This window comes from Stenotrophomonas sp. MMGLT7, from assembly GCF_021168555.1.
Lineage (GTDB): Bacteria > Pseudomonadota > Gammaproteobacteria > Xanthomonadales > Xanthomonadaceae > MMGLT7.
Genome location: NZ_JAJOZS010000009.1, coordinates 52,221 through 78,350, shown reverse-complemented (window position 1 = coordinate 78,350; position 26,130 = coordinate 52,221). Strand labels below are relative to the sequence as shown.

General features: G+C 69.3%; 17 protein-coding genes. 9 read left to right on the top strand and 8 right to left on the bottom strand.

The features are described 5' to 3' along the window. Positions 1-64: 64 nt before the first annotated feature. The 5 genes from LRX76_RS12425 to LRX76_RS12405 form a co-directional block, all read right to left on the bottom strand. The gene (locus tag LRX76_RS12425) at positions 65-1,387 is read right to left on the bottom strand and encodes an ABC transporter permease (RefSeq protein WP_231805683.1); all 1,323 of its coding nucleotides are present in this window, start codon (positions 1,385-1,387) and stop codon (positions 65-67) included. A gap of 13 nt (positions 1,388-1,400) precedes the next feature. After that, on the bottom strand, positions 1,401-2,627 hold the full coding sequence (locus tag LRX76_RS12420; protein WP_231805681.1) for an FtsX-like permease family protein: 1,227 nt from the start codon (positions 2,625-2,627) through the stop codon (positions 1,401-1,403). Positions 2,628-2,765: 138 nt separating this feature from the next. After that, positions 2,766-4,064: an ABC transporter permease gene (locus LRX76_RS12415; RefSeq protein ID WP_231805679.1), complete on the bottom strand. Its 1,299-nt coding sequence runs from the start codon at positions 4,062-4,064 to the stop codon at positions 2,766-2,768. A 12-nt stretch (positions 4,065-4,076) separates the two neighbouring features. Then, entirely contained in the window at positions 4,077-4,793 is a 717-nt protein-coding gene (locus LRX76_RS12410; protein ID WP_231805677.1) for an ABC transporter ATP-binding protein, read from the bottom strand. 132 nt (positions 4,794-4,925) lie between these two features. Next, the gene (locus tag LRX76_RS12405; protein WP_231805675.1) at positions 4,926-6,197 is read right to left on the bottom strand and encodes an efflux RND transporter periplasmic adaptor subunit; all 1,272 of its coding nucleotides are present in this window, start codon (positions 6,195-6,197) and stop codon (positions 4,926-4,928) included. A gap of 292 nt (positions 6,198-6,489) precedes the next feature. Here LRX76_RS12405 and glmS point away from each other — a divergent pair, with 292 nt between their 5' ends. From glmS to LRX76_RS12385, 4 genes are all read left to right on the top strand, one after another. Continuing rightward, positions 6,490-8,319: a glutamine--fructose-6-phosphate transaminase (isomerizing) gene (gene glmS / locus LRX76_RS12400; RefSeq protein ID WP_231805673.1), complete on the top strand. Its 1,830-nt coding sequence runs from the start codon at positions 6,490-6,492 to the stop codon at positions 8,317-8,319. Between the two features lie 439 nt (positions 8,320-8,758). Next, positions 8,759-9,259, top strand: a complete 501-nt coding sequence (locus LRX76_RS12395) for a hypothetical protein (protein ID WP_231805671.1) — start codon at positions 8,759-8,761, stop codon at positions 9,257-9,259. Positions 9,260-9,658: 399 nt separating this feature from the next. Next, the gene (locus LRX76_RS12390) at positions 9,659-12,091 is read left to right on the top strand and encodes a membrane-bound PQQ-dependent dehydrogenase, glucose/quinate/shikimate family (protein WP_231805669.1); all 2,433 of its coding nucleotides are present in this window, start codon (positions 9,659-9,661) and stop codon (positions 12,089-12,091) included. A gap of 10 nt (positions 12,092-12,101) precedes the next feature. Further along, entirely contained in the window at positions 12,102-12,740 is a 639-nt protein-coding gene (locus tag LRX76_RS12385) for a TetR/AcrR family transcriptional regulator (protein WP_231805667.1), read from the top strand. Positions 12,741-13,087: 347 nt separating this feature from the next. Here the strand turns inward: LRX76_RS12385 and LRX76_RS12380 are convergent, their stop codons facing one another. The 3 genes from LRX76_RS12380 to LRX76_RS12370 all read right to left on the bottom strand — a co-directional run bounded on the left by LRX76_RS12380 (position 13,088) and on the right by LRX76_RS12370 (position 16,969). Continuing rightward, entirely contained in the window at positions 13,088-14,659 is a 1,572-nt protein-coding gene (locus LRX76_RS12380) for an EAL domain-containing protein (protein WP_231805665.1), read from the bottom strand. A 63-nt stretch (positions 14,660-14,722) separates the two neighbouring features. After that, positions 14,723-15,250, bottom strand: a complete 528-nt coding sequence (gloA, locus tag LRX76_RS12375) for a lactoylglutathione lyase (protein ID WP_231805663.1) — start codon at positions 15,248-15,250, stop codon at positions 14,723-14,725. Positions 15,251-15,505: 255 nt separating this feature from the next. Further along, entirely contained in the window at positions 15,506-16,969 is a 1,464-nt protein-coding gene (locus tag LRX76_RS12370) for a PLP-dependent aminotransferase family protein (protein ID WP_231805661.1), read from the bottom strand. Between the two features lie 308 nt (positions 16,970-17,277). Between LRX76_RS12370 and LRX76_RS12365 the strand changes: the two genes are divergently transcribed. The 5 genes from LRX76_RS12365 (at position 17,278) to LRX76_RS12345 (ending at position 26,024) form a co-directional block, all read left to right on the top strand. Beyond that, the gene (locus LRX76_RS12365) at positions 17,278-19,641 is read left to right on the top strand and encodes a TonB-dependent receptor (RefSeq protein WP_231805659.1); all 2,364 of its coding nucleotides are present in this window, start codon (positions 17,278-17,280) and stop codon (positions 19,639-19,641) included. 124 nt (positions 19,642-19,765) lie between these two features. Beyond that, positions 19,766-21,445 carry an ABC transporter ATP-binding protein/permease gene (locus tag LRX76_RS12360; RefSeq protein ID WP_231805657.1) on the top strand — a complete coding sequence of 560 codons (1,680 nt, stop codon included), beginning with the start codon at positions 19,766-19,768 and terminating at the stop codon, positions 21,443-21,445. Positions 21,446-21,504: 59 nt separating this feature from the next. Then, a complete protein-coding gene (locus tag LRX76_RS12355; RefSeq protein WP_231805655.1) occupies positions 21,505-22,782 on the top strand; it encodes a thioredoxin domain-containing protein in 1,278 nt (425 codons plus the stop codon). Positions 22,783-22,914: 132 nt separating this feature from the next. Next, the gene (gene trxA / locus LRX76_RS12350) at positions 22,915-23,247 is read left to right on the top strand and encodes a thioredoxin (protein WP_231805653.1); all 333 of its coding nucleotides are present in this window, start codon (positions 22,915-22,917) and stop codon (positions 23,245-23,247) included. Between the two features lie 5 nt (positions 23,248-23,252). Beyond that, positions 23,253-26,024 (top strand): S9 family peptidase, encoded by a 2,772-nt coding sequence (locus LRX76_RS12345; RefSeq protein WP_231805651.1) that lies wholly within the window; start codon positions 23,253-23,255, stop codon positions 26,022-26,024. Positions 26,025-26,130: the final 106 nt, after the last annotated feature.

Sequence of the window (26,130 nt, the reverse complement as noted above, 5' to 3'; positions counted from 1 at the left end):
CCGCACGTCATTCCCGCTTTCGCGGGAATGACGGCATTGGGGTTCGGCGAACGTCGACATTCGATCATTGCGCCTTCAGCTGGATGGCCGGGGCGATGCGGCTGGCGCGTGAAGCGGGGAATACGCCGGCGATCAGGCTGGCGGCGATCGCCAGCGCGAAGGTTGCCGCGAACATCGGCAGGTCCAGTCGCACCAGGTCGGCGTACTCCACCGGCTGGCTGCGTATCACCCCCAGCCCGAGCAGGGTCAGCAGCAGACCGAGCACGCCGCCGAGCAGGCCGATCAGCCCGGCTTCGGTCAGGCACTGGGCGAAGATCGCGCGCCGCGAGGCGCCCAGCGCGCGGCGCACGCCGATCTTGCCGCCGCGGCGCAGGAACTTGGCCAGCAGCAGGCCGACGGTGTTGAACAGGCAGATCGCCAGGAACGCCAGCGCCAGCCAGCCTTGCAGGCGCGCGTCGCGCGGCACCACGTGGTTGTAGTCCAGCCATTCCATCAGCGACAGCAGGCGCGCATTCTGCGGGAAGCGGATGCGTCCCAGCGCCTTCTGCTGCGCGGCATAGTCGGCCACGAAGCGGCGGTAGTCGGCCACCTTGGCGGCGCTGTCCAGTTGCACCCACAGTTGCAGCCAGACGCAGTCGGTGTTCTGCAAGTGGCCCGGCACGGGCGGCGGCGCATTGCAGGTGAACTGGAAGAAGTGACCGTCGTTGATGTCCAGCCCGGTCCGGAACGGCACCATCACATCCTCGGACTTGCGATAGAAGTCCGCGGTATCGCCTTGCGCGTAGTTGCCGCCGGCCACGGTGTAGAACTGCGGGGAGGGCCGCCACGGCTTGAGCACGCCGACGATGCGCAGGTCGGCGTCGCGGATGCGCAGGGTACGGCCGACGCTGTTCTCGCCGCCGAACAGTCTCTGGTTGAGGTCGGACGAGATCACCGCGACCCGTGCATGCCGGTCGTCGTCCTCTGCGCTCCAGCCGTTGCCGTAGGCGAACGGCACCTGGAACATCGGGAAGAAATCCGCGTGGGTAGACAGCATCGTGGCCATCAGCGGCGGCTGCCCGGTTTCCGGCGCCTGCAGCTTGACCTCGCTGTCGTTCACCAGCGTCTGCCGGTCGGCGCGTTTTGCACGCCACAGGTCCATCGCCGAGGTGTAGTCGAGCATGTCCGGCGGATTTTGCTGCGCCTGTTTGATGGACAGCGCATCCACCTGCGGATAGAAGATCTGCTGGCTCCTGCCCGGCAGCGGATCGCCGGACAGCAGGTGCAGCACCGTCAGCGTGGTCATCGCCGCGCCGATGCCCACCGCGATGGACAGCACCATCAGCGCGGTGAGCACCTTGTTGCGGCGGAAGCTGCGCACGGCCAGGTTGAGGTAGTAGGCGAACATGGAGTCTCCGCGCTCAGGCGCTGCGGGTGGCCACGGCCGGCGGCACCGCGGCCGCCTTGCGTGCCGGGGCGAGTACCGAAAGCTGGCCCAGCGCCCACAGCAGCAACGCGCCGACCGGCAGGTACCACAGCGGCAGCCGCGGCAGTTCGTACCTGCTCATCAGCAGCTGGTTGAGCGCGTACGCCAGCAGCATGCCGAGGACGATGCCGATCGTGGCCAGCAGGAAGTTCTCGGTCTGGAAATAGCGCAGGATCTGCCCGCGCGTCGCGCCCAGCGCGCGGCGGATGCCGATCTGCTTGGTGCGCTGCTGCACCCAGAAGCTGGCCAGGCCGACGATGCCCAGCGCGGTGACCGCCAGCAGCAGTGCGCAGACCACCAGCAGCAGGCCGATCATGTCGCGGTCGCCGCTGAAGTAGTCGCGCCGCATTGCCTGGTAGCTGTCGTGCTCGAGCAGGATCCGGCTGGCGTCGTTCTTCAGCAGTGCATCGGTTGCGGCGGCCATCACCTCGTCGCGTCGCGCCGGGTCCTTTACCCGGACCACGTAGGAACCGCCATTGCCGTAGTTCATGCGCGCCGGCAGGACCATCGCGTAGGCGCCGTCGTTGCCCGCGTTCGCTCGCGCCAGAGTGGAGACGATGCCGACCACGGTCAGCGGCAGGTCGCCGGTATAGAGCTTGCTGCCGAGTGCATTGCCGTCCGGGAACAGCCGGCGCGCGGTCTCCTGGTTGATCAGGACCGGGGCGCGCAGCTTGCTGAAGTCGATGCTTCCGCTTTCGATCGCCGAGTAGTCCAGGCAGTCGCTGGCTTCCAGGTTGCGTCCGGCCACCACGGCCAGGCCGAGGGTCGGCAGCAGGTCTGCGCAGGCCAGGTACAGGGACGTCGACAGGGTGGGGGCGTCCTGGTCCGGCAGCAGGCCCAGCGAGGTGTTGAACTCGCCGTTCTGCGACAACGGCATCTGCTGGACGATGGTCGCCGCTTCCACACCCGGCAGCCCGCGCAGGATGGCCAGGTCTTCCCGGGTACGGGCGTCGGCGTTGGTGTCCTTGCCGACGCCGCCGAGGTTGATGCGCAGCAGCCGGTCCTCGTCGATGCCGCTGGGCTGGTGCAGGGCGTTCCAGCGCTGGCCGACCAGGGACAGCGCATTGCAGATGATCGCGCAGCTCAGCGCGATCTCCAGCACGATCAGCGCCGCGGCGATCCGGTGGCGGTTGAGGGTGGACAGGATGGGACGGATTTCCATGGGGTCTCCGTGGATATGCATGGTCCGGGCAACCGGCGTTCTTTCGTTCCCTGTAGGAGCGACTTCAGTCGCGATGAGGCTTTCCCGGTAGGGCTTCATCGCGACTGAAGTCGCTCCTACAGACCGCTCCTGCATGGGTCATTGCGATTTCAGCTGCAGCGCCGGTGCCACCCGCATCGCGCGCCAGGCCGGCAACAGGCCGGCCAGCAGGCTGGCGGCGAGCGCCAGGACGAAGGTCAGTACCAGCATCGAGCCGTCCAGCCGGGCCAGGTGCGCGTACTCGGCGGGACGGTTGCGTATGGCCCACAGTCCCAGTGCGGCCAGGCCCAGGCCGAGCGCGCCGCCGGCCAGGCCGATGGTTCCCGCCTCCACCAGGCACTGGCGGAAGATCGCGCCGCGCGAGGCACCCAGCGCGCGGCGCACGCCGATCTCGCCGCTGCGGCGCAGGAACTTGGCCAGCAGCAGGCCCACGGTGTTGACCAGGCATACCAGCAGCAGGCCCAGCGAGAACCACAGCTGCAGGCGCACGTCGCCGGGCACCACGCGCTTGTGGTCCAGCCATTGCATGACGTCGCGCAGCCGGGTATTGGGCGGGCGCTCGAAACGGCCGGCGTCGCGCTGGCGTGCCGAGTAGTTGTCGAGATAGGCCTTGAAGTCGGCGGCCTGGGCGGCGCTTTCCAGTTCCACCCAGTAGTGGATCCAGGTGCAGGGCGCATTCAGCGCCATCTGGTCGGAGGCGACCTTGTAGCAGTTCACGCTGCCGTTGTGGGACTGGCCCAGCTCGCGGGCGACGGAGAACGGCTCGTAGACCTGCTCGTTGCTGGCGAAGCGCCCGCCGCTGAAATCGAAGAACTTCGGCGTCGGCTTCCAGTCGGCGAGCACGCCGACCACGCGGAAATCGTAGCCGTCGATGCGCAGCGTCCGGCCGCTGCTGTCGGCGCCGCCGAACAACTGGTCGTTGAGCTTCTTGCCGATCACCACCACCCGCGCCCGCGCCTCGTCGTCGTCCGCACTCCAGCCGCGGCCATGGACGAAAGGTGTCTCGAACATCGGGAAAAAGTCGGCGGTGACGTTGCGCGAGGCGATCCGAAACGGTTTCACGGCGCTGTCGTCGGGCTCGACGGTGACGACCCCGCCGTTGGTCTGGGTCTGCCGCAGTGCGTGGCGCTCGCGCAGCAGCTCCTGTGCATCGAAGCGGGTCAGCAACTCCGTCGGTTCTTCGCCCGGCTGATGACCCTGGAGCGGCTGCGGGTCGAGCTGCACATGGAACAGCCGCCCGCTCTTGCCCGGGATCGGGTCGCCCGACAGCACATGGAACACCGTCAGCGTGGTCATGCTGGCACCGATGCCCAGCGCGATCGCCAGCACCATCAGCGCGGTCAGCACCTTGTTGCGCCTGAAGCTGCGCAGGGCCAGGTGGAAGTAGTAGCCGAGCATGACCACGCCTCCTCAGGGCTGGGACGACTGCATCGCCTCGGGCCGCACCAGCACCGGTTCGCGCTGCAGGTCGGTGGCCTGGCCATCGACGATGTGCACGTTGCGCTGCGCGCGCGCGGCCAGTTCCGGGTCGTGGGTGACCATGACGATGGTGGTGCCGGCGGCGTTGATCTCCTCCAGCAGTTCCAGCACGCCACGCGCCATCTGCGTGTCGAGGTTGCCGGTGGGTTCGTCGGCCAGCAGCAGGCGCGGGCTGCCGGCCAGGGCGCGGGCGATGGCCGCGCGCTGCTGCTGGCCGCCGGACAGCTCGGCCGGGTAGTGCTTCATGCGCGAGCCCAGGCCGACCTTGGTCAGCGCCTCCTCGATGCGCTGGCGGCGCTCGGACGCCGGCATCTTGCGGTAGCGCAGCGGCACGTCGACGTTGTCGAACAGGTTGAGGTCCGGGATCAGGTTGAAGCCCTGGAAGATGAAGCCGATCTTCTGGTTGCGCAGGCGCGAGCGGGCATCGTCGTTCAGGCCGGACACGTCCTGCCCATCGAGCAGGTACTGGCCGCTGCTGTAGGTCTCCAGCAGCCCGGCGATGTTGAGGAAGGTGGTCTTGCCGGAACCGGACGGACCGGTGACGGCGACGAACTCGCCCTCGCGCACGTGCAGGTCGAGCGAGCGCAGGGCATGCGTCTCGACCTGTTCGGTGCGGTAGACCTTGGAGACCTGGCGCATTTCGAGCATGGCGGTGTTCCTTCGTTGGGGAATGGGGAATGGGGAATCGGGAATCGGGAATGGGGGGACTTCGGAAGCTGCGTCGGGAGACCCTGGATTTCGCTCTCCCGATTCTCCATTCCCGATTCCCCATTCCCTGCTTCAATGGATCGTCACCCGCTCGGCATCGCCGAACAGGTCGCTGCCGGAGACGACGACGCGCTCGCCCGGCTGCAGCCCGGACAGCACCTCGACCTCGCCCAGGCTGCTCAGGCCCAGCTGCACCGGCCGGCGCACCGCCGATTTGCCGTCCATGACGTAGGCATAGCGGCCGCCGGACTGCTCGACGAACGGGCCGCGCTCGAGCTTGAGCACGTCCTTGCGCGTGCCCAGCAGCACCCGCGCGCTCATGCGCTGGCTCTGCCGCAGGCCCGGTGGCTGCTTGTCGGAGAAGCGGATGCGCGCGGTGACCTCGCCGTTGACCACCTCCGGCGACACCGCCGAGATCTCGCCGGGGAAGGGTTCGCCGCTGCCGCTGGTGAGCTGGGCCGGCATGGCGATGGCCAGGTCGCGGGCGAAGCTCTCCGGCACCTTGATCTCGACCTCGAACTTGGTCAGGTCGACCACGCCCAGCACCGGCGCGTTGGCGATGACCTGGGTGTGCTGCACCGCCTGCACCTGGCCGACCTGGCCGTCGAACGGCGCGCGCAGGGTCAGCGCTTCGACCTGGCGCTTGACCTCGGTCACCACCGCGCGCTGGCGGTCGGCCAGCAGGCGCTTGTTGCGCGCGTCCAGGTCTGCACCCTGGCCCTGCAGGCGCGCGTCCTGCTGCGCGTGCTGCAGCTCGATGTCGGCCTTGCGCAGCCCGTCCTGGGCCTTGGCCACATCCACCTGCGCCACCGCGCCGCCGTCGAAGCCGCGCTGGTAGCGCTCCAGGTCGCGGCTGGCGGCCTGGCGCTCGATCTGTGCCTGGTCGGTGAGCTTGCTGGCGTTGGCGCGGGCCAGGGTGGCATCCAGCGCGGCGCGGCCGGCCTCGGCCTCCAGGCCGGCCAGCGTCGCCTCTTCCTGCGCCAGCTTGCTGCGCAGTTCCGGGCTGTCGATCACCGCCAGTTCCTGGCCCTGCCTGACCACGTCGCCGGCCACCACCTTCAGGTCCACGGTGCCGGCGGAGATGGCGTACAGCACCGGGCTGTTGGCGGCGATGACGCGGCCATCGGCGGCGATGTCGCGCACCAGGTCGCCGCGCTTGACCTCGGCGATGCGCACGCGCGAGGCGTCGAACGAACGCGAGCCGCCCAGCCAGCCGGAGATGGCGTAGCCGATGGCGGCCAGCAGCACGACGGCGGCCAGCGCCGGCCACAGCCAGCGGCGCCAGGCGGCGGAAGCGCCGGGAGAGGAGAGGACCTGGTCCTGTGCGGAAGTGTCGCGGATCATCGATCGAATGACTTGCCGGTGGTGGATGCACGGATCCAAAGCATGCCGCGTGCCAACTGCAATGTGTTGAAAAGAAAGGGGATTGTTGCGGTGTGCAAGGTGTCCGGGTGTCCGCGGACACCGGGGGCGGACACTTCATTGGGGGGGGATTGGGGATTCGGGATTGGGGATTCGCAAAAGCGGGGGGGCGGGCTCAGGCTTTTCCCGAATCCCGAATCCCGAATCCCGAATCCCGAATCCCGAATCCCCCAAGCGGTAGAATCTCCGGTTTCCCAATCCATCGGCTTCTCCTATGTGCGGCATCGTTGGCGCGATCGCGGATCGCGATGTGGTTCCGGTCCTGATCGAGGGCCTCAAGCGGCTCGAGTACCGCGGCTACGACTCTTCGGGACTGGCGGTGATCGAGGGCGGGCAGATCCACCGCGTGCGCCGCACCGGCCGGGTCGCCGAGATGGAACGCGCCGCGCTGGCCGAGGGCCTGCAGGCCGACATCGGCATCGGCCACACCCGCTGGGCCACCCACGGCGGCGTCACCGAGGCCAACGCGCATCCGCACGTCAGCCACGGCGTGGCGCTGGTGCACAACGGCATCATCGAGAACCACGAGCAGCAGCGCGAGCGGCTCAAGGCGCTGGGCTACGTGTTCGAGTCGCAGACCGACACCGAGGTCATCGCGCACCTGATCCATCACCACCTGAGCGCCGGCGACAGCCTGCTCGCGGCGCTGCAGCGCACGGTCAAGGAGCTGACCGGCGCCTATGCGCTGGCGGTGATCGACAACAAGGAGCCGGACCGCGTGCTGTGCGCGCGCATGGGCTGCCCGCTGCTGATCGGCCTGGGCGAGGGCGAGAACTTCGTCGCCTCCGACGTGTCGGCCATCGTCCAGGCCACGCGCCGGGTGATCTTCCTGGAAGAAGGCGACACCGCCGAGCTGCGCCGCGAGGGCGTGCGCATCTTCGATGCCGACGACCGCGAGGTGGTGCGCGAGGAGCACCTGTCCGACGTGTCGCTGGCCTCGCTGGAGCTGGGGCCGTTCCGCCACTTCATGCAGAAGGAGATCCACGAACAGCCGCGCGCGCTGGGCGACACCATCGAGGCGGCGATCGACGCGGCCGGCTTCCCGGCCTCGCTGTTCGGCAAGAACGCCGGGGACGTGCTGCGCGGCATCGAGGGCGTGCAGATCCTCGCCTGCGGCACCAGCTACTACGCCGGCCTGACCGCGCGCTACTGGATCGAGTCCATCGCCAACCTGCCGTGCAGCGTGGAGATCGCCAGCGAGTACCGCTATCGCAAGGCCTACGCCAATCCCCGGCACCTGATCGTCACCATTTCCCAGTCCGGCGAGACGCTGGACACGATGGAGGCGCTCAAGTACGCCAAGGCGCTGGGGCATACGCACACGCTGTCGATCTGCAACGTGCCCGAGAGCGCGATCCCGCGCGCCAGCGAGCTGGTCTGCTACACCCGCGCCGGCGCCGAGATCGGCGTGGCCTCGACCAAGGCCTTCACCACCCAGCTGGCGGTGCTGTTCCAGCTGGCGGTGGTGCTGGGCAAGCTGCACAACGGCATCGACGCCGCGCAGGAGGCCGACTACCTGGAACAGCTGCGCTTCCTGCCCGGCAGCGTGCAGCACGCGCTGAACCTGGAGCCGCAGATCGTGGCCTGGGCCGAGCGCTTCGCGCGCAAGGAGAACGCGCTGTTCCTCGGCCGCGGCCTGCACTACCCGATCGCGCTGGAAGGCGCGCTCAAGCTCAAGGAAATCTCCTACATCCACGCCGAGGCCTACCCGGCCGGCGAGCTCAAGCACGGTCCGCTGGCGCTGGTGGACGACACCATGCCGGTGGTGGTCATCGCCCCCAACGACAGCCTGCTGGAGAAGGTGAAGTCCAACATGCAGGAAGTACGCGCGCGCGGCGGCGAGCTGTTCGTGTTCGCCGACCAGGACAGCAACTTCAGCGAGTCCGAGGGCGTGCACGTGATCCGCACCCCGCGCCATGCCGGCCTGCTGTCGCCGGTGGTGCACACCATCCCGGTGCAGCTGCTGGCCTACCACACCGCGCTGGCGCGCGGCACCGACGTGGACAAGCCGCGCAACCTGGCCAAGGCGGTGACGGTGGAGTAGCCGGCGGCCGGCGGCGCGCGCCTCGCAGGCTGGAGCGTGCTTGCCGCCGCCTGATTCCCCGGCAGTCGCATCCCACCGCTTCGAAGTTCCCATGCTCGACAGTGCCGCTTGGGTTCGCGGCGGCGGCGTCCCTGCGCAGGCGGATCAACGCCGGCGAAAGTGCAGGATCGAGCAATCACCGGTCGAAGTGGCGGAACTCATGGATGCTTGAACGGGGCGTCCCCGCGGCTTTCCGCAGCCGAAGCGCCTCGCTACGGCCGTCCTGCGGCAAGGTCGCTGGCCTCTCGCCTGTGCGGGAACGGGCATTGCGCGGATCTCGTTCGAGAACGCTGCAGCCGTGGCGGCCTCGGTGTTGTCATATCGGGTCGGCATCATCGACTCGGCACGCGGGCGCAGGGCCATGCGTGCCGATGTCTCTCCGCCGACCGTCGAAACTGCAATGAATCCCGCCCGCAACCGCCTTGGCCTCGCCTGCGCGCTCGCGCTGGCCGTATCCGCCGTTCTCGACCGTCCTGCCGCTGCCGCCGAAGCCGCCGAGGAATTTCCTCCGCTCAAGCTGCTGGATGGCGTCCAGGACGGAATGTGGTGGCATATCCGCAAGGTCAGCCCGGAGCATCCGGTGTTGCGCGACGGCTCGGAAAGCGGCTGCGTGGCGATCGCAGACTTCATCCAGGCGACGGCCAATCTCCAGCGCCCGGCGGGCATGCGCTGCACTGTCGCGCAGGTGCTCAAGGACCGCGCCCGCTCGGCCGAACTGCTGGCGCGCTGCGTAGCGGCCGATGCCGCGGGGCAGGCCGGTGCGGCGGCAATGGACCCCGACGACGGCGTGGTCCGCTACACGTTGAAGAAATCCGGTGCCGACGAGATCGAACTGCAGGCCGAGCAGGGCGGGTACCGCCACAGCAGCCGCTTCCTGCGCATCGGCGAGTGCGACCCGTAGTAGCGGTGTCGCCGTCGCCTGTGCCCGATCGGCGTCGAGTGCCGGCAACCTCGGCCCCTCTTCCAATGGCACGAAGAAGTGCCTGGCTTGTACCGCACGGGAGCGCGGTGGGCGAAGTGCGGCCGGCGCCCGGTACCAATCGGACGCCCCGGTGTCGCAGGCGACTGCCGTGCATGCCGGCCCCAGCCCTGGCCGCGAACGTCGGCGCGCGAGACGAGACCCGCGAACGCGCCGAGTAGCTTGACGGCACGGTGCGCCACCGCCAGCCGGGCAAAAACGCAGGCATAATACGCAACTGTACCGGTTGGTACAGTACAGGTTTCACTCACCCCACCTCCCGCCCGGCCAGCCCGGAATTCGCCCCGTCAGGTCGCGGAGGTCCTGTTCGAGCATCGATACATGAATACATCTGCATACAAAAAGGCGCCGCGCCGTCGCTGGCCGGCGACGCTGTTCGGCGTCGTCCTGCTGGCCATCGGACTGGTCCTGGCCATCGGCGGCGCACGGCTGGCGACGCTGGGCGGCTCCTGGTACTACCTGCTGGCCGGCATCGGCCTGCTGGCCTCCGGCGTGCTGTACGTGCTGCGCAAGGCGGCCGCGGCATGGCTGTTCGGCCTGGTCGCGCTGGCGACGGTGGCCTGGTCGCTGTCCGAAACCGGCCTGGCGTTCTGGCCGCTGGTGCCGCGGCTGGCGCCGTTCCTGGTGCTGGCGCTCGTTGCCGCGCTGGTGCAGCCGCAGCTGCGGCCGGCGGCGCCGCGCAAGGCGGCCTACGGCCTGGGCGCGGTGCTGGCGCTGGGCATCGTCGCCGGCTTCGTCGCCATGTTCTTCCCGCACGGGGTGATCCATGCCCCGGCCGGCACGGCCGCGCAGGTGGCCGATGCGGCCGCCGCCGGCAGCCAGGGGCCGCTGGACTGGCGGCACTACGGCCGCACGCCGGCCGGCACCCGCTTCGTACCCGCGCGGCAGATCGACCAGGACAACGTGGCCGACCTCGAGGTGGCGTGGAGCTACCGCACCGGCGAGATGGCCGAGGGCGCCTCCGAGTTCCAGAACACCCCGCTGCAGGTCGGCGACCTGGTGTACGTGTGCACCCCGCTGAACAAGGTCATCGCGCTGGATGCCGACACCGGCGAGGAGCGCTGGAAGTTCGACCCGCAGGTGCAGGACCGCCACACCTGGAATCGCTGCCGCGGCCTGGGCTACTACGAGCCGGGCGCGGTGCGGCAGCCGTTCGAGTTCGCCGAGGACGCCGCACTGCGCCAGGCGCGTGCCGCCGCCCCGGCCGCCCCGGTATGCGCCGGCCGAATCGTGATGACCACGATCGACGCGCGCATGATCCAGATCGACGCCCGCACCGGCAAGCCGTGCGAGGACTTCGGCAAGGGCGGCGCGGTCGACCTGACCGTGGGCCTGGGCAAGGTCGATTACGACAACGTGCTCTGGTACTACCTGACCTCCGCGCCGACGGTGGTGCGCAACATGGTCATCCTCGGCGGCTGGACCTTCGACGGCCGCTCGGTCGACGAGCCGTCCGGCGTGGTGCGCGCCTTCAGCGCCGACACCGGCGAGCTGATCTGGGCCTGGGACATGGGCCAGCCCGGGATCACCAAGCTGCCGCCGGAGGGCGGTACCTATTCGCGCGCCACCCCCAACGTGTGGTCCACCCCGTCGTTCGACGAGCAGCTCGGCCTGGTCTACCTGCCCACCGGCAACCAGCAGCCCGACTTCTGGGGCGGCAACCGTCCGGAAACGACCGAGAAGCACTCATCGGCGGTCGTCGCGCTGGACATCGCCAGCGGACGCGAGCGCTGGACCTTCCAGACCGTGCACCACGACCTGTGGGACTACGACGTGCCGGCGCAGCCGGCGCTGTACGACGTGCCCGACGGCAAGGGCGGCAAGGTGCCTGCGCTGGTGCAGCTGACCAAGCGCGGGCAGATCTTCCTGCTCGACCGCCGCGACGGCAAGCCGCTGGCCGAGGTGGTGGAGAAGCCGGTGCCGCAGGACGTGGCCGCCGGCGACCGGGTCTCGCCGACCCAGCCGTACTCGGTGGGCATGCCGGCGCTGGGCAGCGAGCCGCTGACCGAGCGCGACATGTGGGGTGCCACCTTCCTCGACCAGCTGGCCTGCCGCATCGCCTTCCGCCAGCTCGACTACAAGGGCGAGTTCACCGCGCCGTCCACCCGCGACACGCTGATCTACCCGGGCTACTACGGCGGTTTCAACTGGGGCAGCGCGGCGATCGACGAGGACACCGGCTACCTGTTCCTCAACGACATCCGCATCCCGCAGGTGGTCAAGCTGATCCCGCACGACCAGGTGGACGAGAGCAAGCTGGTGGCCGGCCACGGCGTGGGCAGCACCTATCCGATGCACGGCACCCCGTTCGTGATCGATCACAAGGCGTTCAACTCGCCGCTGGGCATTCCCTGCCAGGCGCCGCCGTGGGGCGTGTTCGCCGCGGTCGACCTGAAGTCGCGCCAGCTGGTGTGGCAGCGCCCGGCCGGCACGCTGCGCGATGTCAGCGTCGATGGCCTGAGCTTCCATGCGCCGTTCCCGGTCGGCATGCCCACGCTGGGCGGCGGCGTGGCCACCGCCAGCGGCCTGGTGTTCTACGCCGGCACGCAGGACTACTACCTGCGCGCGATGGACATCGCCACCGGCAAGGAACTGTGGAAGGGGCGGCTGCCGGTCGGCGGGCAGGCCACGCCGATGAGCTACGTCTCGCCCAGGAGCGGGCGCCAGTACGTGGTCATCGCCGCCGGCGGCGCCCGCCAGTCGCAGGACCGCGGCGATTACGTGATAGCGTACGCGCTGCCTTCCAAGCCCTGACGCACGCAGCATGAGCCCCACGCGCCCCCGCATCCCGCCCGTGCAGCCACGTGGCGAGATGCGGCGCACGCGCATCCTGCACTCGGCCAGCGAGGCCTTCCTGCGCCACGGCTACGCCGGCACCAGCGTGGATGCGCTGGTGGCCGAGGCGGGCGGCTCCAAGGCCTCGATCTATCGCTACTTCGGCAGCAAGGACGGGTTGTTCATGGCCGCCGTCGAATACCTGTGCGGCCGCTTCCTGGAGAACCTGAAGGCGATCGACATCGCCGAGGGCACGCTGGAACGGCGCCTGGACGCGATCCTGCGTGAGCTGGTGGCGGTGGTCGCCTCGCCGCGGCACGTGGCCTTCTACCGCATGGTGGTCGAGGGCCAGGCGCACGTGCCCGGGGCGGGCGCGGCCTGGTTCGAGCACGGGCCGCAGGTCTGGTACCAGTTGCTGCGCCGGGTCATCGAGGGTGCCGGCGGCGCCCCGGCACGGCGCCGCCGGAAGGTGCCCGCGGTCGTGCCCGAACTGCTGTTCGACGCGTTGTTCGCCCGGCTCACCATCCAGACCGTGATGCTGGGACAGGATGCGTCCGCCGCCGATCACGAAGCCAGCATCGCCGCGCTGATCTCGATGGCGAAGCGCTACCTGGACGATCCGCCGTAGGGCATTGCCAGTCGATCCTTTGCAGGATCCTCGCTCCCGCGCAGGCGAGAGCCCAGCGACTTCGTCTTCGATGGATTGCCGGGAGTTCTCCTGGCTGATCGACTTCCCCGGCAGGATGTCGCCGGTTCCCGCCAGCGCGGGGCTCGGCTGTTCCCGGGGTCTCCGTTGCTCGCATTACGGGCTACGTTCAATGCAGTCGTCGCAGCAACGGCCTGTAGGAGCGACTTCAGTCGCGATGGGGTTTTACCGGTAGAGCCCCATCGCGACTGAAGTCGCTCCTACACGGGAAGGGGCGGCCGCGTTCGAGCGCGATGGCTCCGTGCGCGCAATCGGCATGCCGACATGCCTCAGCCGGCCGGCGGCGGGTAGCGGCGCCGGTTCTCGCGCACGTAGTCCAGGAAGGCGTCGGCCGGCAGCGGCCGCGAGAACAGCCAGCCCTGCGCATACTCCACGCCCTGCGCGCGCAGCCGCTGTGCCTGCCGCTCGGTTTCCACGCCCTCGGCCACGGTGCTCAGGCCCAGTGTGCGCGCGATGTCGATGATGTGGGAGGTGATCGCGCAGGCATCCTTTTCGTCGTCGAGCGGATCGACGAAGGACTTGTCGATCTTCAGCGCATCCAGCGGCAGGTGCTGCAGGTACTTCAGGCTGGAATAGCCGGTGCCGAAGTCGTCGATGGCCACCATGTGGCCCTGGGCGCGGGCGCGGCCGATGGTCTGCAGCGCGGCATGGTGGTCCATGAAGCCGCGCTCGGTCGCTTCCAGCCAGATCTGCGCGGTCTGGATCCCGGTGTGCTCCAGGGTCCGGGCGATGACGTCCAGCACGCGCCCGCTCTGCAGGTCGGCCGCGCACAGGTTGATGGCGATGTGCAGGGTGCGGTCGGCGACCAGTGCGCGGTTGAGGTCGTGCACCACCCGTTCGATCACCTGGTCGGTGATCGGCATGATCAACCCGCTCTGCTCGGCCAGCGGGATGAAGTTGTCCGGCGACACCAGCGTGCCGTCCTCGCGCCGCCAGCGCACCAGCGCCTCGGCGCCGACGCAGACGCCGTCGCGCATGTCGATCACGGGCTGGTAGTGCACCAGGAACTCGCGCCGGCGCACCGCCCGCTTCAGTTCGCCCAGCGGCGACAGGCGCCGGCGCGAGAGCAGTACCACGGCGGCGACCAGCAGCGCGGCCACGCCCGCGCCCGCGGGAACCAGCAGCCAGGCCAGGTGGCGGAAGCCGGCGGCCAGGTCCGAACGCGGCGCCGTCGCCACCGCGGTCCATTCCCCCTGCCGCGCCAGCGCATACACGCTGCGTTCGGTCAGGCCGGCGGCGGGCAGCCCGTCGAGTCGCTCGGCGAGTTCCGCCTCGGGATGGTGCAGGGTGGCGACGACCTTGCCGTGCGAGGTCAGCAGCACGGCCACGTGTTCGGCGATCACGATGTCGGCCAGGCTGGATGGCGGCACCAGCACGTCGTATCGCCCGGAGCGGAACGCCATCATCGGCGTCTGCGGATTGATCATCGGGCGGATGCCGAGCGCCACGTCCAGGCCGTCGGCGGTGGTGAAGGCGGGCGCGGCAGGAATCAGCGGCCGCTCGTTCCTGCCCCACGAATTGCACACGAGCCTGCCGCCGTCGAAGTAGCCGGCCTCCAGCACCGGCGAGGCCTCGACCACCAGCGCGCGCATGCGCGCCACGTGTTCCCTCGAGCAGGGCGCGGCCTGCAGTGCGTTCAGTGCATCCAGCGTGGCGCGGATATCGGCCAGCGTGCTGCCGGTGCGCTGCAGCGCGCGCAGGGCGAGCGTGTGCAGCTGTTGTTGCTGCTGGGCGACGGACTGCGACCAGGAAAGCCGCAGCGAGATCACCAGTGGCACGACGGCGCCGAGCACGGCGAGCAATGACGCGACGGCGATGACCTGGAACCGTTGGCGGTTCATGGGCGGGCCTGGCAGGGAGGAAGGAGGGCCGGCCGCAGGCGCATCAGTGCCGGCCCCGGTACATCATGCGCGCGAAGTGTTGGAAATGATCTCCACCCAGTAGCCGTCCGGATCCTTGATGAAGGCGATGTTCTTCATGCGGCCATCGCTCAGGCGCTTCTGGAACGGCACCTGCAGCTGCTCGAAACGGGCACAGGCCGATTCGATGTCCGGCACCGACACGCAGATGTGGCCGAAGCCGCGCGGATCGCTGTTGCCGTCGTGGTAGACCGGGCCTTCCTGCCGCTCGCTGCCGTGGTTGTGGGTGAGCTCGAGCACGCCGGGTATGCCGGCCATCCAGGTGCGGCGCTCGGCATCGTCCTCGGGCAGCGGCGCCTGCGGCGGCAGGATCGCGAGGAAGTACAGGCTGAACTCGGCCTCGGGGAACTCGCGGCGGTCGATCAGGCGGAAGCCGAGCACGCGCGTGTAGAAGTCCAGCGACTTCACGATGTCCTTGACCCGCAGCATGGTGTGGTTGAAGACGAATCCGGTGGTCTGCGGGTCGCGCTGGGCTGCCACGCCCGGCTGGGTCTGGATGGATTGGAATGTCATCGGGGCCTCGCTGCGGGGAAGGGACGGGCGGCGCGGGTCGTGGCGCTGCCCGGCAATGGGATGGAATGGTGGATTTTACGCGCCGCGCCGCATGCGCCATGTCTAGCCGGCGATGCCATGGCCGGCGCATGCGGTCGATCCGTTCTTGCGATCTATGGCTCCGGGCCCTGGCCGCGTCCCGCTACGCGGCCGCCATCGGTCCGTTTTTGCGTGGCGCCGGCCATCGCCGTGCCCGGCATCCACGCCTCCCGCCACTCAGCGCCGCGTTCGCGTGCCGCCGTCGCCGGCCTGCCGGGCGATGGCGACTTCCTCGGCCAGGATGTCCAGCACCGGGTTGTCGCAGGCCACGGCGACATTCAGGCGCATGTGGGAGGTGTTGCGCGGTGAATGGCTGAAGACGTCCTGGGCCGGCGCGGCGACGTGGCCGCGCCGGTCCAGCGCCTGCGCGATCGCCTTGCCGTTCACGCCCTGGCCCAGCGACAGCCACAGGTACATGCCAGAGGCGGTCGGCTCCGGCACGAAGCCGCGCGCCGCGAGCTGTGCGATCAGCCGCTCCCGGCACGCGTGCAGGCGCGATTGCAGCCGTTCGCAGTGGTGGCGGTACTTGCCCTGGGACAGCAGGTGGTAGACCAGGCGTTCGCCGAGGACGGGGCTGTTGATCGCGCCGACCGACTTGTGCAGTGCGATGCGCTCCACGCAGGCGGGGCTGGCGGCGAGGAAGCCCACCCGCAGGCCCGCGGCCAGGGTCTTGGAGAAGCTGCCGACGTGGACGACCCGGCGCAACTGGTCCAGCGCCGCCAGCGGAACCCGCTGGACCAGTGGCGAAGACGGCAGCAGGTCGGCGTAGGTGCAGTCGTCGACGACGGTCAGGTCGAATTCTTCGGCCAGCTGCAGGATCTGGAAGGCCTTGCCCGGCGAGAGGCTGGACGAGGTGGGGTTGTGCAGCAGCGAACTGCAGAAGAATGCGCGCGGCCGGTGCCGGGCGCAGACCTCGCGCATGGCCTCGATGTCGGGACCGTCGGCCAGCCGCGGCACGCGCACGATCTCCAGGCCGCTGGCCAGCATGCGCTGCACGTGCAGGAACGGGGCCGGGTCCTCCAGCAGCACGTAGGTGCCCGGATGGAAATGCGACCAGACGAACAGGTGCAGCGCGTCCGCCGCGCCCGCGCAGGTCACGATCTGCCGCGGATCGGCTTCGATCCCGTGCTCCAGCAGTTTCAGCTGCAGCTGCTGGCGCAGCGGCAGGTAGCCATGCGGGTCGGCGTGGCCGGCCAGCGACTGCAGCGAGGTGGCGCCGATGGCGCGGATCGCCGAAGCCAGCGCCGGCTTGTCCAGCCAGGCCTCGGGCAGCGTGCCGCAGCCGATCCGGCGCTCGTAGGGGCGGTCGGCATGCAGCAGCCGGCGCCAGTCGCTGGCCGCAGGCTTGGCCTGCAGCCAGGAGGGCTCGGCTGAGGTGGCGACGCGTTCCTTGTACCTGACGTAGAAGCCGGAGCCGCGCCGCGCCTCCAGGTAGCCCTGCGCGACCAGCTTGTCGTAGGCGCGCAGCACCGTCTGGATGCTGGTGCCGGCCTGCCGGGCGAGGCTGCGCACCGACTGCAGCCGCGTGCCCGCGGCCAGTTCCCCGCTGCGGATGCGCTCGGCCAGCGATTGCGCGATCCGGTCGACGCGGGTGGCGGCGTTGGCGCTACCCGAGGCGGCGTTGGCGCGTGCTGCGCGCATGTGCTTGGGCGATGTCGACATGAGCAAAGGCCATGAGCCGCCGCGGAAACGACCGGATACTCGTGGGATCGGAAATCGTTAGAGGTAATTGATCATAACAGTTTCGTTAAGAGCGCGAGAAATTGTATGCCCCATCGCCGTGTCGCCTGCGCATAGTCGAACCCGGTCCGCTGTTTCTTGTAACGGCAAAGACACGGACATCCTTATGTCACAAGGAAATGCTGCGGGATCCGCCCTGGCTCCCCGCTGCATGACACCACCGTTGCCCGCTGCTGCGATCGTCCTCCCCCACAGTTAGGAGTAGCGAATTGTTCAGTACACATTGCCCGATCACGGGCCGTGCTCCACTCTCGCTGCTGTGTGCCGCGCTGTTCGCGGCGATGCTGCAGCCGGCCCGTGCGCAGACGTCCGCCGTCGCGCCGGTCGTGGCCGAAGCCGGCAACGACTACGCGATTCCCGCCGGACCGCTGGCCACGACGCTGAAGGAGATCGCGCGGATCAGCGGCAGGCCGGTCCGCTTCGAGGCCCGGGACGTGCAGGGGCAACAGGCCCCGGCCCTGGTCGGGCGCCGCAATGCGGTCGCGGCGGTGCAGGAAGTGATCGCCGGCAGCCGCCTGACCATGACCAGCAACGCCAGCGGCGAACTGGTGGTGTTCGTGCCGCAACTGGACACGCTGCACGTCGTCGCCACCCGCGACGAGGCCGAGACCGGGTTCAAGGCCTCCAGTTCGGACACCGCCACCCGCAGCGGCAGCGACCTGCTGGACGTGCCGCAGTCGGTCACCGTCATCACTGCCAAGGTGATCGAGACCCAGCAGGCGCAGTCGGTGCAGGACGTGCTGCAGAACGTCTCGGGCGTGGTGACCCGCGAGAGTGCGCAGGGCCTGCCCAGCTACTCCATCCGCGGCTTCACCCAGACCAGCACGCTGTCCAACGGCGTCACCAATCCGTACTCGGGCACTGTCAATATCGCCAACGTCGAGCGGGTCGAGGTACTCAAGGGGCCGCAGGCCATCCTCTCCGGGGGCGAATCGCTCGGCGGTGCGGTCAACATCGTGACCAAGAAGCCCTCGGCCGAGACCATCCGCGACCTCAGCCTGCAGTACGGCTCGCACGCGGACAAGAGCGGCTCGCTCGACTTGTCCGGTGCAGTCACCGACGACAAGCGGCTGAGCTACCGGCTGATCGGCTCGTCCGCGCGCGCCGATCGCAACGATGCCGGCTTCGATGGTCGCGAATCCGATTCCGTCCTGGCCGAACTGCGCTGGAAGGACGAGGCCACCGACGCCTTGGTTGGCCTTTCCTACGACAACCAGTATTCGCCGCAGAATCGTTATACCTTCGGCCTGGCCGGCATCCAGCCGATCCCCAGCATGCGCCTCGGCGCCGCCACCGACGGCATGCGGGTACGCAACAAGGCGTTGTTCTACAGCGTGGAGCATGCGTTTGCGCCCTGGCTGACCCTGGTGAGCCGGATGCAGCGCACGCTCAGCACCCAGGATCTGCAGATATACACGCCCCAGTTCCCGCAGAGCACGGCGGACATGATCATCTCGATGGCGCCAGGAAGCACCGTTTCGGACTTTCGCACCACCAGCGGCGATCATTACCTGCGCATGACCTTCGATACCGGGCCGTTCGCACACAAGCTGTCGACCGGCTTCAATCACACCCGCATGGCCAGCAACGTGGTCAGCTACTCGGGCAGCAACATCCCGGTGCCGGTCTACCAGGCCGAGCAATACGACTTCGTCGCCTTGCCGCGCAATGCCGACACGCTGTACTCGTACTACGACTCGACCACCCAGCAGTATGCGTTGTTCGCCCAGGACCTGATCAGCTTCGGCGACTGGCATGCACTGCTTGGCGTGCGCAGGACCCGCTACGAGAGTGGTCCCGCCAGCACGGGGTACGTGCAGTCCGGCAGGACCACCTTGACCATCAAGAGCCGCATGGAGCAGACCACGCCGAACGTGGGGCTGGTCTACAACCTCACTTCGAACGTCTCGCTGTATGCGAGCTACGCCGAGGGCTTCCTGCCGCAGTTCGTCACCGTGAAGAACTGCGGTACCGGCGGCAACGGCGATTTCCCGCCGATGGAAACCAATAACAAGGAAGCCGGCATCAAGGTCAACAGCCGCGACGGGGCCTTCGCGTGGACCTCCGCGGTCTACCAGCTGGACCAGTCCAACACCCTGCAGTACGACAGCGCCGGCGCCTGCTACGACGTGCGCGAAGCCAAGCGGGTGCGCGGTTTCGAGACCGAGGCCGCCGGGCAGCTGCTGCCGGGCTTGAACCTGATCTTCAACTACACCTATGCCAAGTCGGAGGATACCGGCAACTCGACCACGCTTTATGCGGCCGAGCCCAGGCACCAGGCCAGCGTGTGGTCCACCTACGACTTCCAGTCTGGCGGATTGCAGGGATTCGGCGTGTCGCTGGGCGTCACCGGCTACAGCTGGACCCGCCTGGGGACCACCAGCGCATCGGTGGTTGCGCCGGGCGCGGCGCGGGTGGATGCCGGCATCTCCTACCAGCAGCCGGACTGGTCGCTGCGGCTGGGCGTGAAGAACCTGTTCGACCGCCAGCTCTATGGCTACTCGGCGTCGACCATGTACGTTCCGGTCCAGGAAGGGCGAACGGTGGCCCTGACATGGCGCAAGAGCTTCTGACCATCGCTCTTGCAGCAATCTCCGGCAAGCCTGCCGCTGCGCATCAAGCGCGGTGGCAGGCTTGTCGCTGTGACGACAGGAAAAAGCCTTGATGAATTCCTCGGCCAATGCCCGGCCCGGCGTAATGCAGATCATCCTTCCCTACTGGAAGTCGCGGCAGAGCTGGAAGGGCTGGCTGCTGCTGGCGCTGCAGCTGACGCTGATGTTCGGCGGCGTCTACATCGCGGTGTGGTCCAACAAGCTGGATGGCCTCGTCGTCGATGCCATGGTCGGCCGGCAATGGGACGGCTTGTGGCAGGTGCTGGCGCTGGCGCTGTGTGCCGGCCTGCTGGCGGTGATGGTGCGGTTGCTGTCGGCCTACCTGACCAGCGAGGGGCTCAAGTATCAGTGGCGCAGCTGGCTGACCCGCTGGTACGTGGATGCCTGGACGCAGCACGGCACCTACTACGGCATCGAACGCGATGCCTCCGTGGACAATGCCGACCAGCGCATCTCCCAGGACATCGAGATGTTCGTCGAGCTGACCCTGAGCCTGACGCTGGGAACGATCCGGGTCGTGGTGACCACCGTCACCTTCACCGCGGTGCTATGGGGGCTGTCGGGCACGCTGGAGTTCGATGTCGGCGGCCGCCATTTCGCCATCCCGGGCTACATGGTGTACCTGGCCTATGCCTATGCGCTGGGCAGCCTGCTGGTCTCGCACCTGGCCGGCCGCCAGTTGATAGGCCTGTTCAATCGCCGCCAGACAGTGGAGGCCGATTTCCGCTACCGCGGCATGCAACTGCGCGAGAATGCCGAGCAGGTCGCCTTCTACGATGGCGGCGAGCGCGAGCGCCAGCGCCTGCTCAGCAGCTTCGACGACGTGCGTGGCAACTGGCTGGCCATCATGCTGCGGACCTGCAAGATGATGCTGGCACGCGACATGTACGTGGAGGTCGGATCGATCCTGCCGACGCTGGCGTCCCTGCCGCGCTATCTGTCCGGCGCGATCTCGCTGGGCGACGTGACCCGGATCACGGGCGCCTTCAATACGCTCTACGGCAGCCTGTCCTTTTTTACCCAGGCCTACGTCAGCTTCACCACGTGGCGCGCGGTGGGCAATCGCCTGCGCGATCTGTCTGCGGCAATCGCCCACGCCCGGGACATGCCGCGGGGAATCGAGCTTGAGCGCATCACCGGACAGGAGATCGCCACCGGCCCGATCACGCTGGCGCGCCCAGCGGGCGAGTCGATTGCGACGCTGCCACCGTTGCAACTTGGCCGCGGCGAGCGCTGGCTGATCCGTGGCAACTCGGGCGCCGGCAAGAGCACGTTGCTGCGTGCGGTCGCTGGCATCTGGCCCTACGGCCGTGGCCGGGTGAGCCTGCCCGCCTCGGCCCGGCTGATGTTCCTGCCGCAGCGCAGCTACATCCCCTACGGTTCGTTGAAGGCGGCGCTGTGCTATCCCGGCGAGCCCCATGCGTTCAGCGACGAGGCCTGCCGCGAGGCGCTGGTGGCAGTGCGCCTGCCGGCGCTGGCCGAACGGCTGGGCGAGCGCGACCGCTGGCAGCAGAAGCTGTCCGGCGGCGAGCAGCAGCGCCTGGCGATCGCCCGCGCGCTGCTGCATCGGCCGGACTTCCTGTTCCTGGACGAGGCCACCAGTGCGCTCGATCCGGACACCGAGCAGGCGCTGTACGCCACGCTGCTGGAACGGCTGCCCGGCAGCACGTTGGTCAGCGTCGCCCATCGCCGCGAACTGGAAGCCTTCCACGACCGCGTCTTCGAGCTCGAAGGCACGGGTGCCGCCGCGGCGGCACCGGCCTGAGGCGCATAGCACGCTCTGGGCGACGTTCCACCTCCCTTATCGATACCGCAAGGATGTCCATGTCCGTTCCCATCGTTGATGTCACCGCCAACTCGCTGGAGGACGAGCTGCGCGCCGGTGGCACGCTACTGCTCGATTGCTGGGCCGACTGGTGCGTGCCGTGCCGCACGCTGTCGCCGCTGCTGGAAAGATTGGCGCCCGAGTACGAGGGCACGTTGCGCATCGCCAAGCTCGATATCCAGGCCTATCCGCAGCTGGCCGAGCGCCTGGCCGTGCGCAGCATTCCGTTGCTGGTGCTGTTCAAGGATGGCGAGGAGCAGGTGCGCCATACCGGCACCCAGACGCTGCCGCAGCTGCGCCAGTGGCTGGGCCGGCACGGGATTCAGGCCACTGCCCCTGCCACTGCCCCAGCTACGGCGGCCGACGATGCGGCGGCCGCGGCATCGCTGGGCGGTGCGTTCTACGGCGATCCGGAGTTGAAGGACTTCCTGATGCAGCGCCTGCGCCGGCATGCGGCAACCGGGGAGGTCGTGGTCTCGCGCTTCCCGTTCTGGCATGAAGGCAAGGGCACGGTTTCCGCGGCGCTGGTGCACAGCCAGAACGGGCAGGTGTTCGAGCGGGTGAGCGGGTTGCCGTTCTCGCTGGGCTGCGCCCTGCATTTCGCCGGCGTCATGGTCGAGGAGCACGTGACCGAGGTGCTCGGCGCGATCCGTCCCGGCAGCGACGTGGACGGCGTCGCCCCCGCACTGTTCGAGGCCTGGCTGGACGACGCGAGCATCGACTGGCCGACGCTGCTGGAGCACGACCCGGCGGTGGTGGAACTGCGCGAGGGCTGGCTGCGGCTGCGCCGCGCCGAGCGTGCCGGCGAGGCGGTGCCGCGGGCGCACTGGCACGCGCTGCGCGAGGTGGTGCAGCCGCTGCGCAACCCGCGCGATCCGCGCAAAGGCGCGCAGTACGCCTTCGCCGACATGATCGCCGGCCTGAGTCCGTTGCCCGAACCGGGCGACGAGGGCGCATGGGTCGGTGCGCTGCTGCTGATGGGCATCCAGTTGCAGCACCAGATCCTCCAGGTCGACCAGGGCTGGAGCGGCGAGCAGATCGCCACCGACGAGCTGCGCTTCCACTGGTTCGAGCAGCGTGCCAGGCGCGATGCCGAGGGCAACCTGGACCAGGAGCAGCTGCGGCAGCTGCGTGCGCAATGGGAAGGCGAGAACGCCGACTGGATGCGACTGAACGATGGGTTCTGGCGCCGGATGCCGGAGCTGGGAACCCCGCGCGCCGACAGGCTGCGCGCCCGCCTGGTCGAACTGCTCGAAGCCGCCCCGCCCGCGCCATGACCGCCAAACCCTTGCCGTAGCGCCCGGCTTGCCCGGCGGCTCTCCGGGCTGACGCCGGAGCGACTGGCAACGCCAGAGCCGGCAGCCGACGCCAACAGATCCATCCAAGCACCGCATCACCAGGAGATTCCCATGTCCGACCATGTCTTACACGCCACCGACGCCACCTTCGACCAACACGTGCTGCAGGCGCGCGGCCCGGTGCTGGTGGATTTCTGGGCCGAGTGGTGCGGCCCCTGCAAGCAGCTGTCGCCGGTGCTCGACGACGTGGCCGAGCAGTACGCCGGCGAGGTCGGTGTCTGCAAGGTCAACGCCGACGACAACAAGGATGTCGCCGCCCGCTTCGGCGTGCGCGGCCTGCCGACGCTGATCCTGTTCGTCGATGGGGTCGAACGCGAGCGCGTGCTCGGGTTGACGTCGAAGACGCGCATCGCCGGGCTCATCGACCGCCACCTGGAAGCCTGATGCGCATGCCGGCCTATCGCGGCGAAGCCGCATGCAAGCAGCAGCTGCTCGAACGCCTGCGCGAACTGGAGCGCAAGGGAAGCTGGGTGGCGCGCCCGATCCACTGGAACGGCGAGGCCGGCAGCCTGGTCGGCAGCCTGCTGCAGGGCGAGGATCTCGACGCCTGGGAGCAGCGTTTCGGACTGCCGAAGTGGCTGGCGCTGCTGCTGGACGGCCTGCTGGTCGCGGCGCCGGCGCTGCCGGAAGGCATCGCGCGCGCAGCCGCCCTGCTGGAAGCGCTGGAGGTGGGCGCCGATGCGGACGCCGCCGGCAGCCGCTGCGTGCTCGCCTTGCTGGACGGTGACGAACATGGACTGGCCACGCTGCATCCCGGCGATGCGGCGGCCGCGGCACTGGCGGCGGTGGCCGGGCTGCACCGGCGCCGGCTGTCGGGTGCCGAAATCGCGCCGGCGCAATGGCGCCAGCTGCGCCGCGATGTGGTCGCGCGGGTCGATGCGCTGCCGCCGGACAGCGCCGACGCCGCGGTCGGCGCCTGCATCGAGGCCGCGGCCTGGGATCCGGCCAGCTCGCGCACGGCGGTGTCGGACACGCTGCACGGCTGGCTGCGGGCAATGACGGCCGCGGCGGTGGCGCGCGAGGACTGGGGCGAGGCCGACGACGAACGCATCAAGGCGCTGCTGGGGCAGCTGCATGCCGAGGCCAAGGCCGCGGCGGACTACGATGGCGCCTTCATCGACGTGTTCCAACTGCTGGAGCGCAAGCATCCGCAGCAGGCGACGCGGCTGAAGGCGCACATGGCGCATGGTCGCGGGCAGGCAGCCGTGCAGTGGAGGCGGGCCGTGGAGGTGCTGCAGGCCGCGCTTGCCGCCGCCGAACCCGCCTTGCCGCCGTTGATCCCGCGCGCGCACCTGTTCGCCAACCCGGCACGCGCCGGCATCGGCATCAGTCCGGACGGGCAGTGGCTGGCCTGGCTGGCCAACGGCGACGGAGTGATGAACATCTGGGCCGCTCCGCGCACAGCCATGGAGCAGGCACGGCAGGTCACCTTCGACGCGCGCCGCGGGGTGCAGGGCTTCAGCTGGAGCCGGCTGCCGGGCCTGCTGCTGTTCTCGCAGGACCGCGACGGCGACGAGAACTGGCGCCTGTTCGCCGCCGACGTCGCCAGCGGCGAGGTGCGCGCGCTGACGCCGGCGACGCAGGGCGTGCGCGCCGGTGTGTTCAGTGTCAGCCGGTTCCACCCGGACCACGTGCTGGTGACGCTGAACCAGCGCGACCGCCGCTATCCGGACCTGTACCGGCTGGCGCTGCGCAGCGGCGAGCTGGAACTGCTGGAGGAGAATCCCGGCTTCTCCGGTTACCTGGCCGATGCCCACTATCGCGTCCGCCTGGCCTCGCGCAGCACCGCCGATGGTGGCAGCGAGCTGCTGCGCCGCGACCCGGCCGGGCAGTGGCAGCCGTGGCTGGCGCTGTCGGCCGAGGACGCGCGCAGCTCCGGTCCCACCCATTTCAGCGTGGATGGCCGCACCCTGTACTTCCGCGACAGCCGCGGCCGCGACACCGCCGCGCTGGTCGCCATCGACTTCGACAGCGGCGCGACGACCGTGCTGGCCGAGGATCCGCGCGCCGACATTGGCGGCACCATCAACGACCAGGACGATTTCCACCCGCTGGCCTACGCCGCTACCTACGAGCGCTACCGCCTGCACGTGCTGGACGAGGCGATCGCCCCGGACATCGCGTTCCTCGATGCCCAGGGCATCGGCGAGTGGCGGCTGGGCGGCCGCACCGAGGACGGGGCGTTGTGGCTGGTCTCGGCCTCGTCCGACGTGCGGCCGGGCGTGGTCTACCTGTACGACCGCCGCGCCCGCACGCTGGACAGGCTGCTGGAGCTGCGCCCGCAGCTGGCCGACGCGCATCTGGCGCGGATGCAGTCCACCGTGATCGAGTCGCGCGATGGCCTGAAGCTGGTCTCGTACCTGACCGTGCCGGTGGAGGCCGATGCCGGCGAGCTGCGCGCGCGCCGGCCGCTGCCGCTGGTGCTGCTGGTGCACGGCGGTCCCTGGTCGCGCGACGGCTTCGGCTACAGCGGCATGCACCAGTGGCTGGCCAACCGCGGCTACGCGGTGCTGTCGGTCAACTTCCGCGGCTCCACCGGCTTCGGCAAGGCCTTCATCGCCGCCGGCGACGGCGAGTGGGGGCGGAAGATGGACGAAGACCTGGAGGATGCGGTGCAGTGGGCGATCGCGCGCGGCATCGCCGACCCGGTGCGGCTGGCGATCTTCGGCGGCAGCTACGGCGGTTACGCGGTGCTGTCGGCGCTGACCCGCTACCCGCAGCGCTACGCCTGCGGCATCGACGTGGTCGGCCCGTCCAACCTGGAGACCCTGCTGGCGTCGATCCCGCCGTACTGGGAGGCGGCCCGCGCCATGCAGTACCGCGCCCTGGGCAACCCGGAGACGGAGCCGGGCCGCGCGCTGCTGCGCGAGCGCTCGCCGCTGCACCGCGCCGCCGCGATCCGCGCGCCGCTGCTGATCGCCCAGGGCGGCAACGACCCGCGGGTGAAGCAGGCCGAGTCCGAGCAGATGGTGGCGGCGCTGCGCGGCAACGGCATCGCGGTCGAGTACGCGCTGTACCCGGACGAAGGCCACGGCTTCGTGCGCGAGCCCAACCGGATGTCGTTCAACGCGCTGGTGGAGGACTTCCTAGCCCGCCACCTCGGCGGCCGCGCGGAGCCGGCGCCCGCGGACGGGTTCCCGGGCAGTACCCTGCAACTCTAGCGTCGCGCCAACGTCCGAATGCCGGCGGCGAACAGGCCGTGAAGCGCAGCCGCCCGCTTCCGTAGGAGCGACTTCAGTCGCGATGGGGCTTTACCGGGAAGGCCCC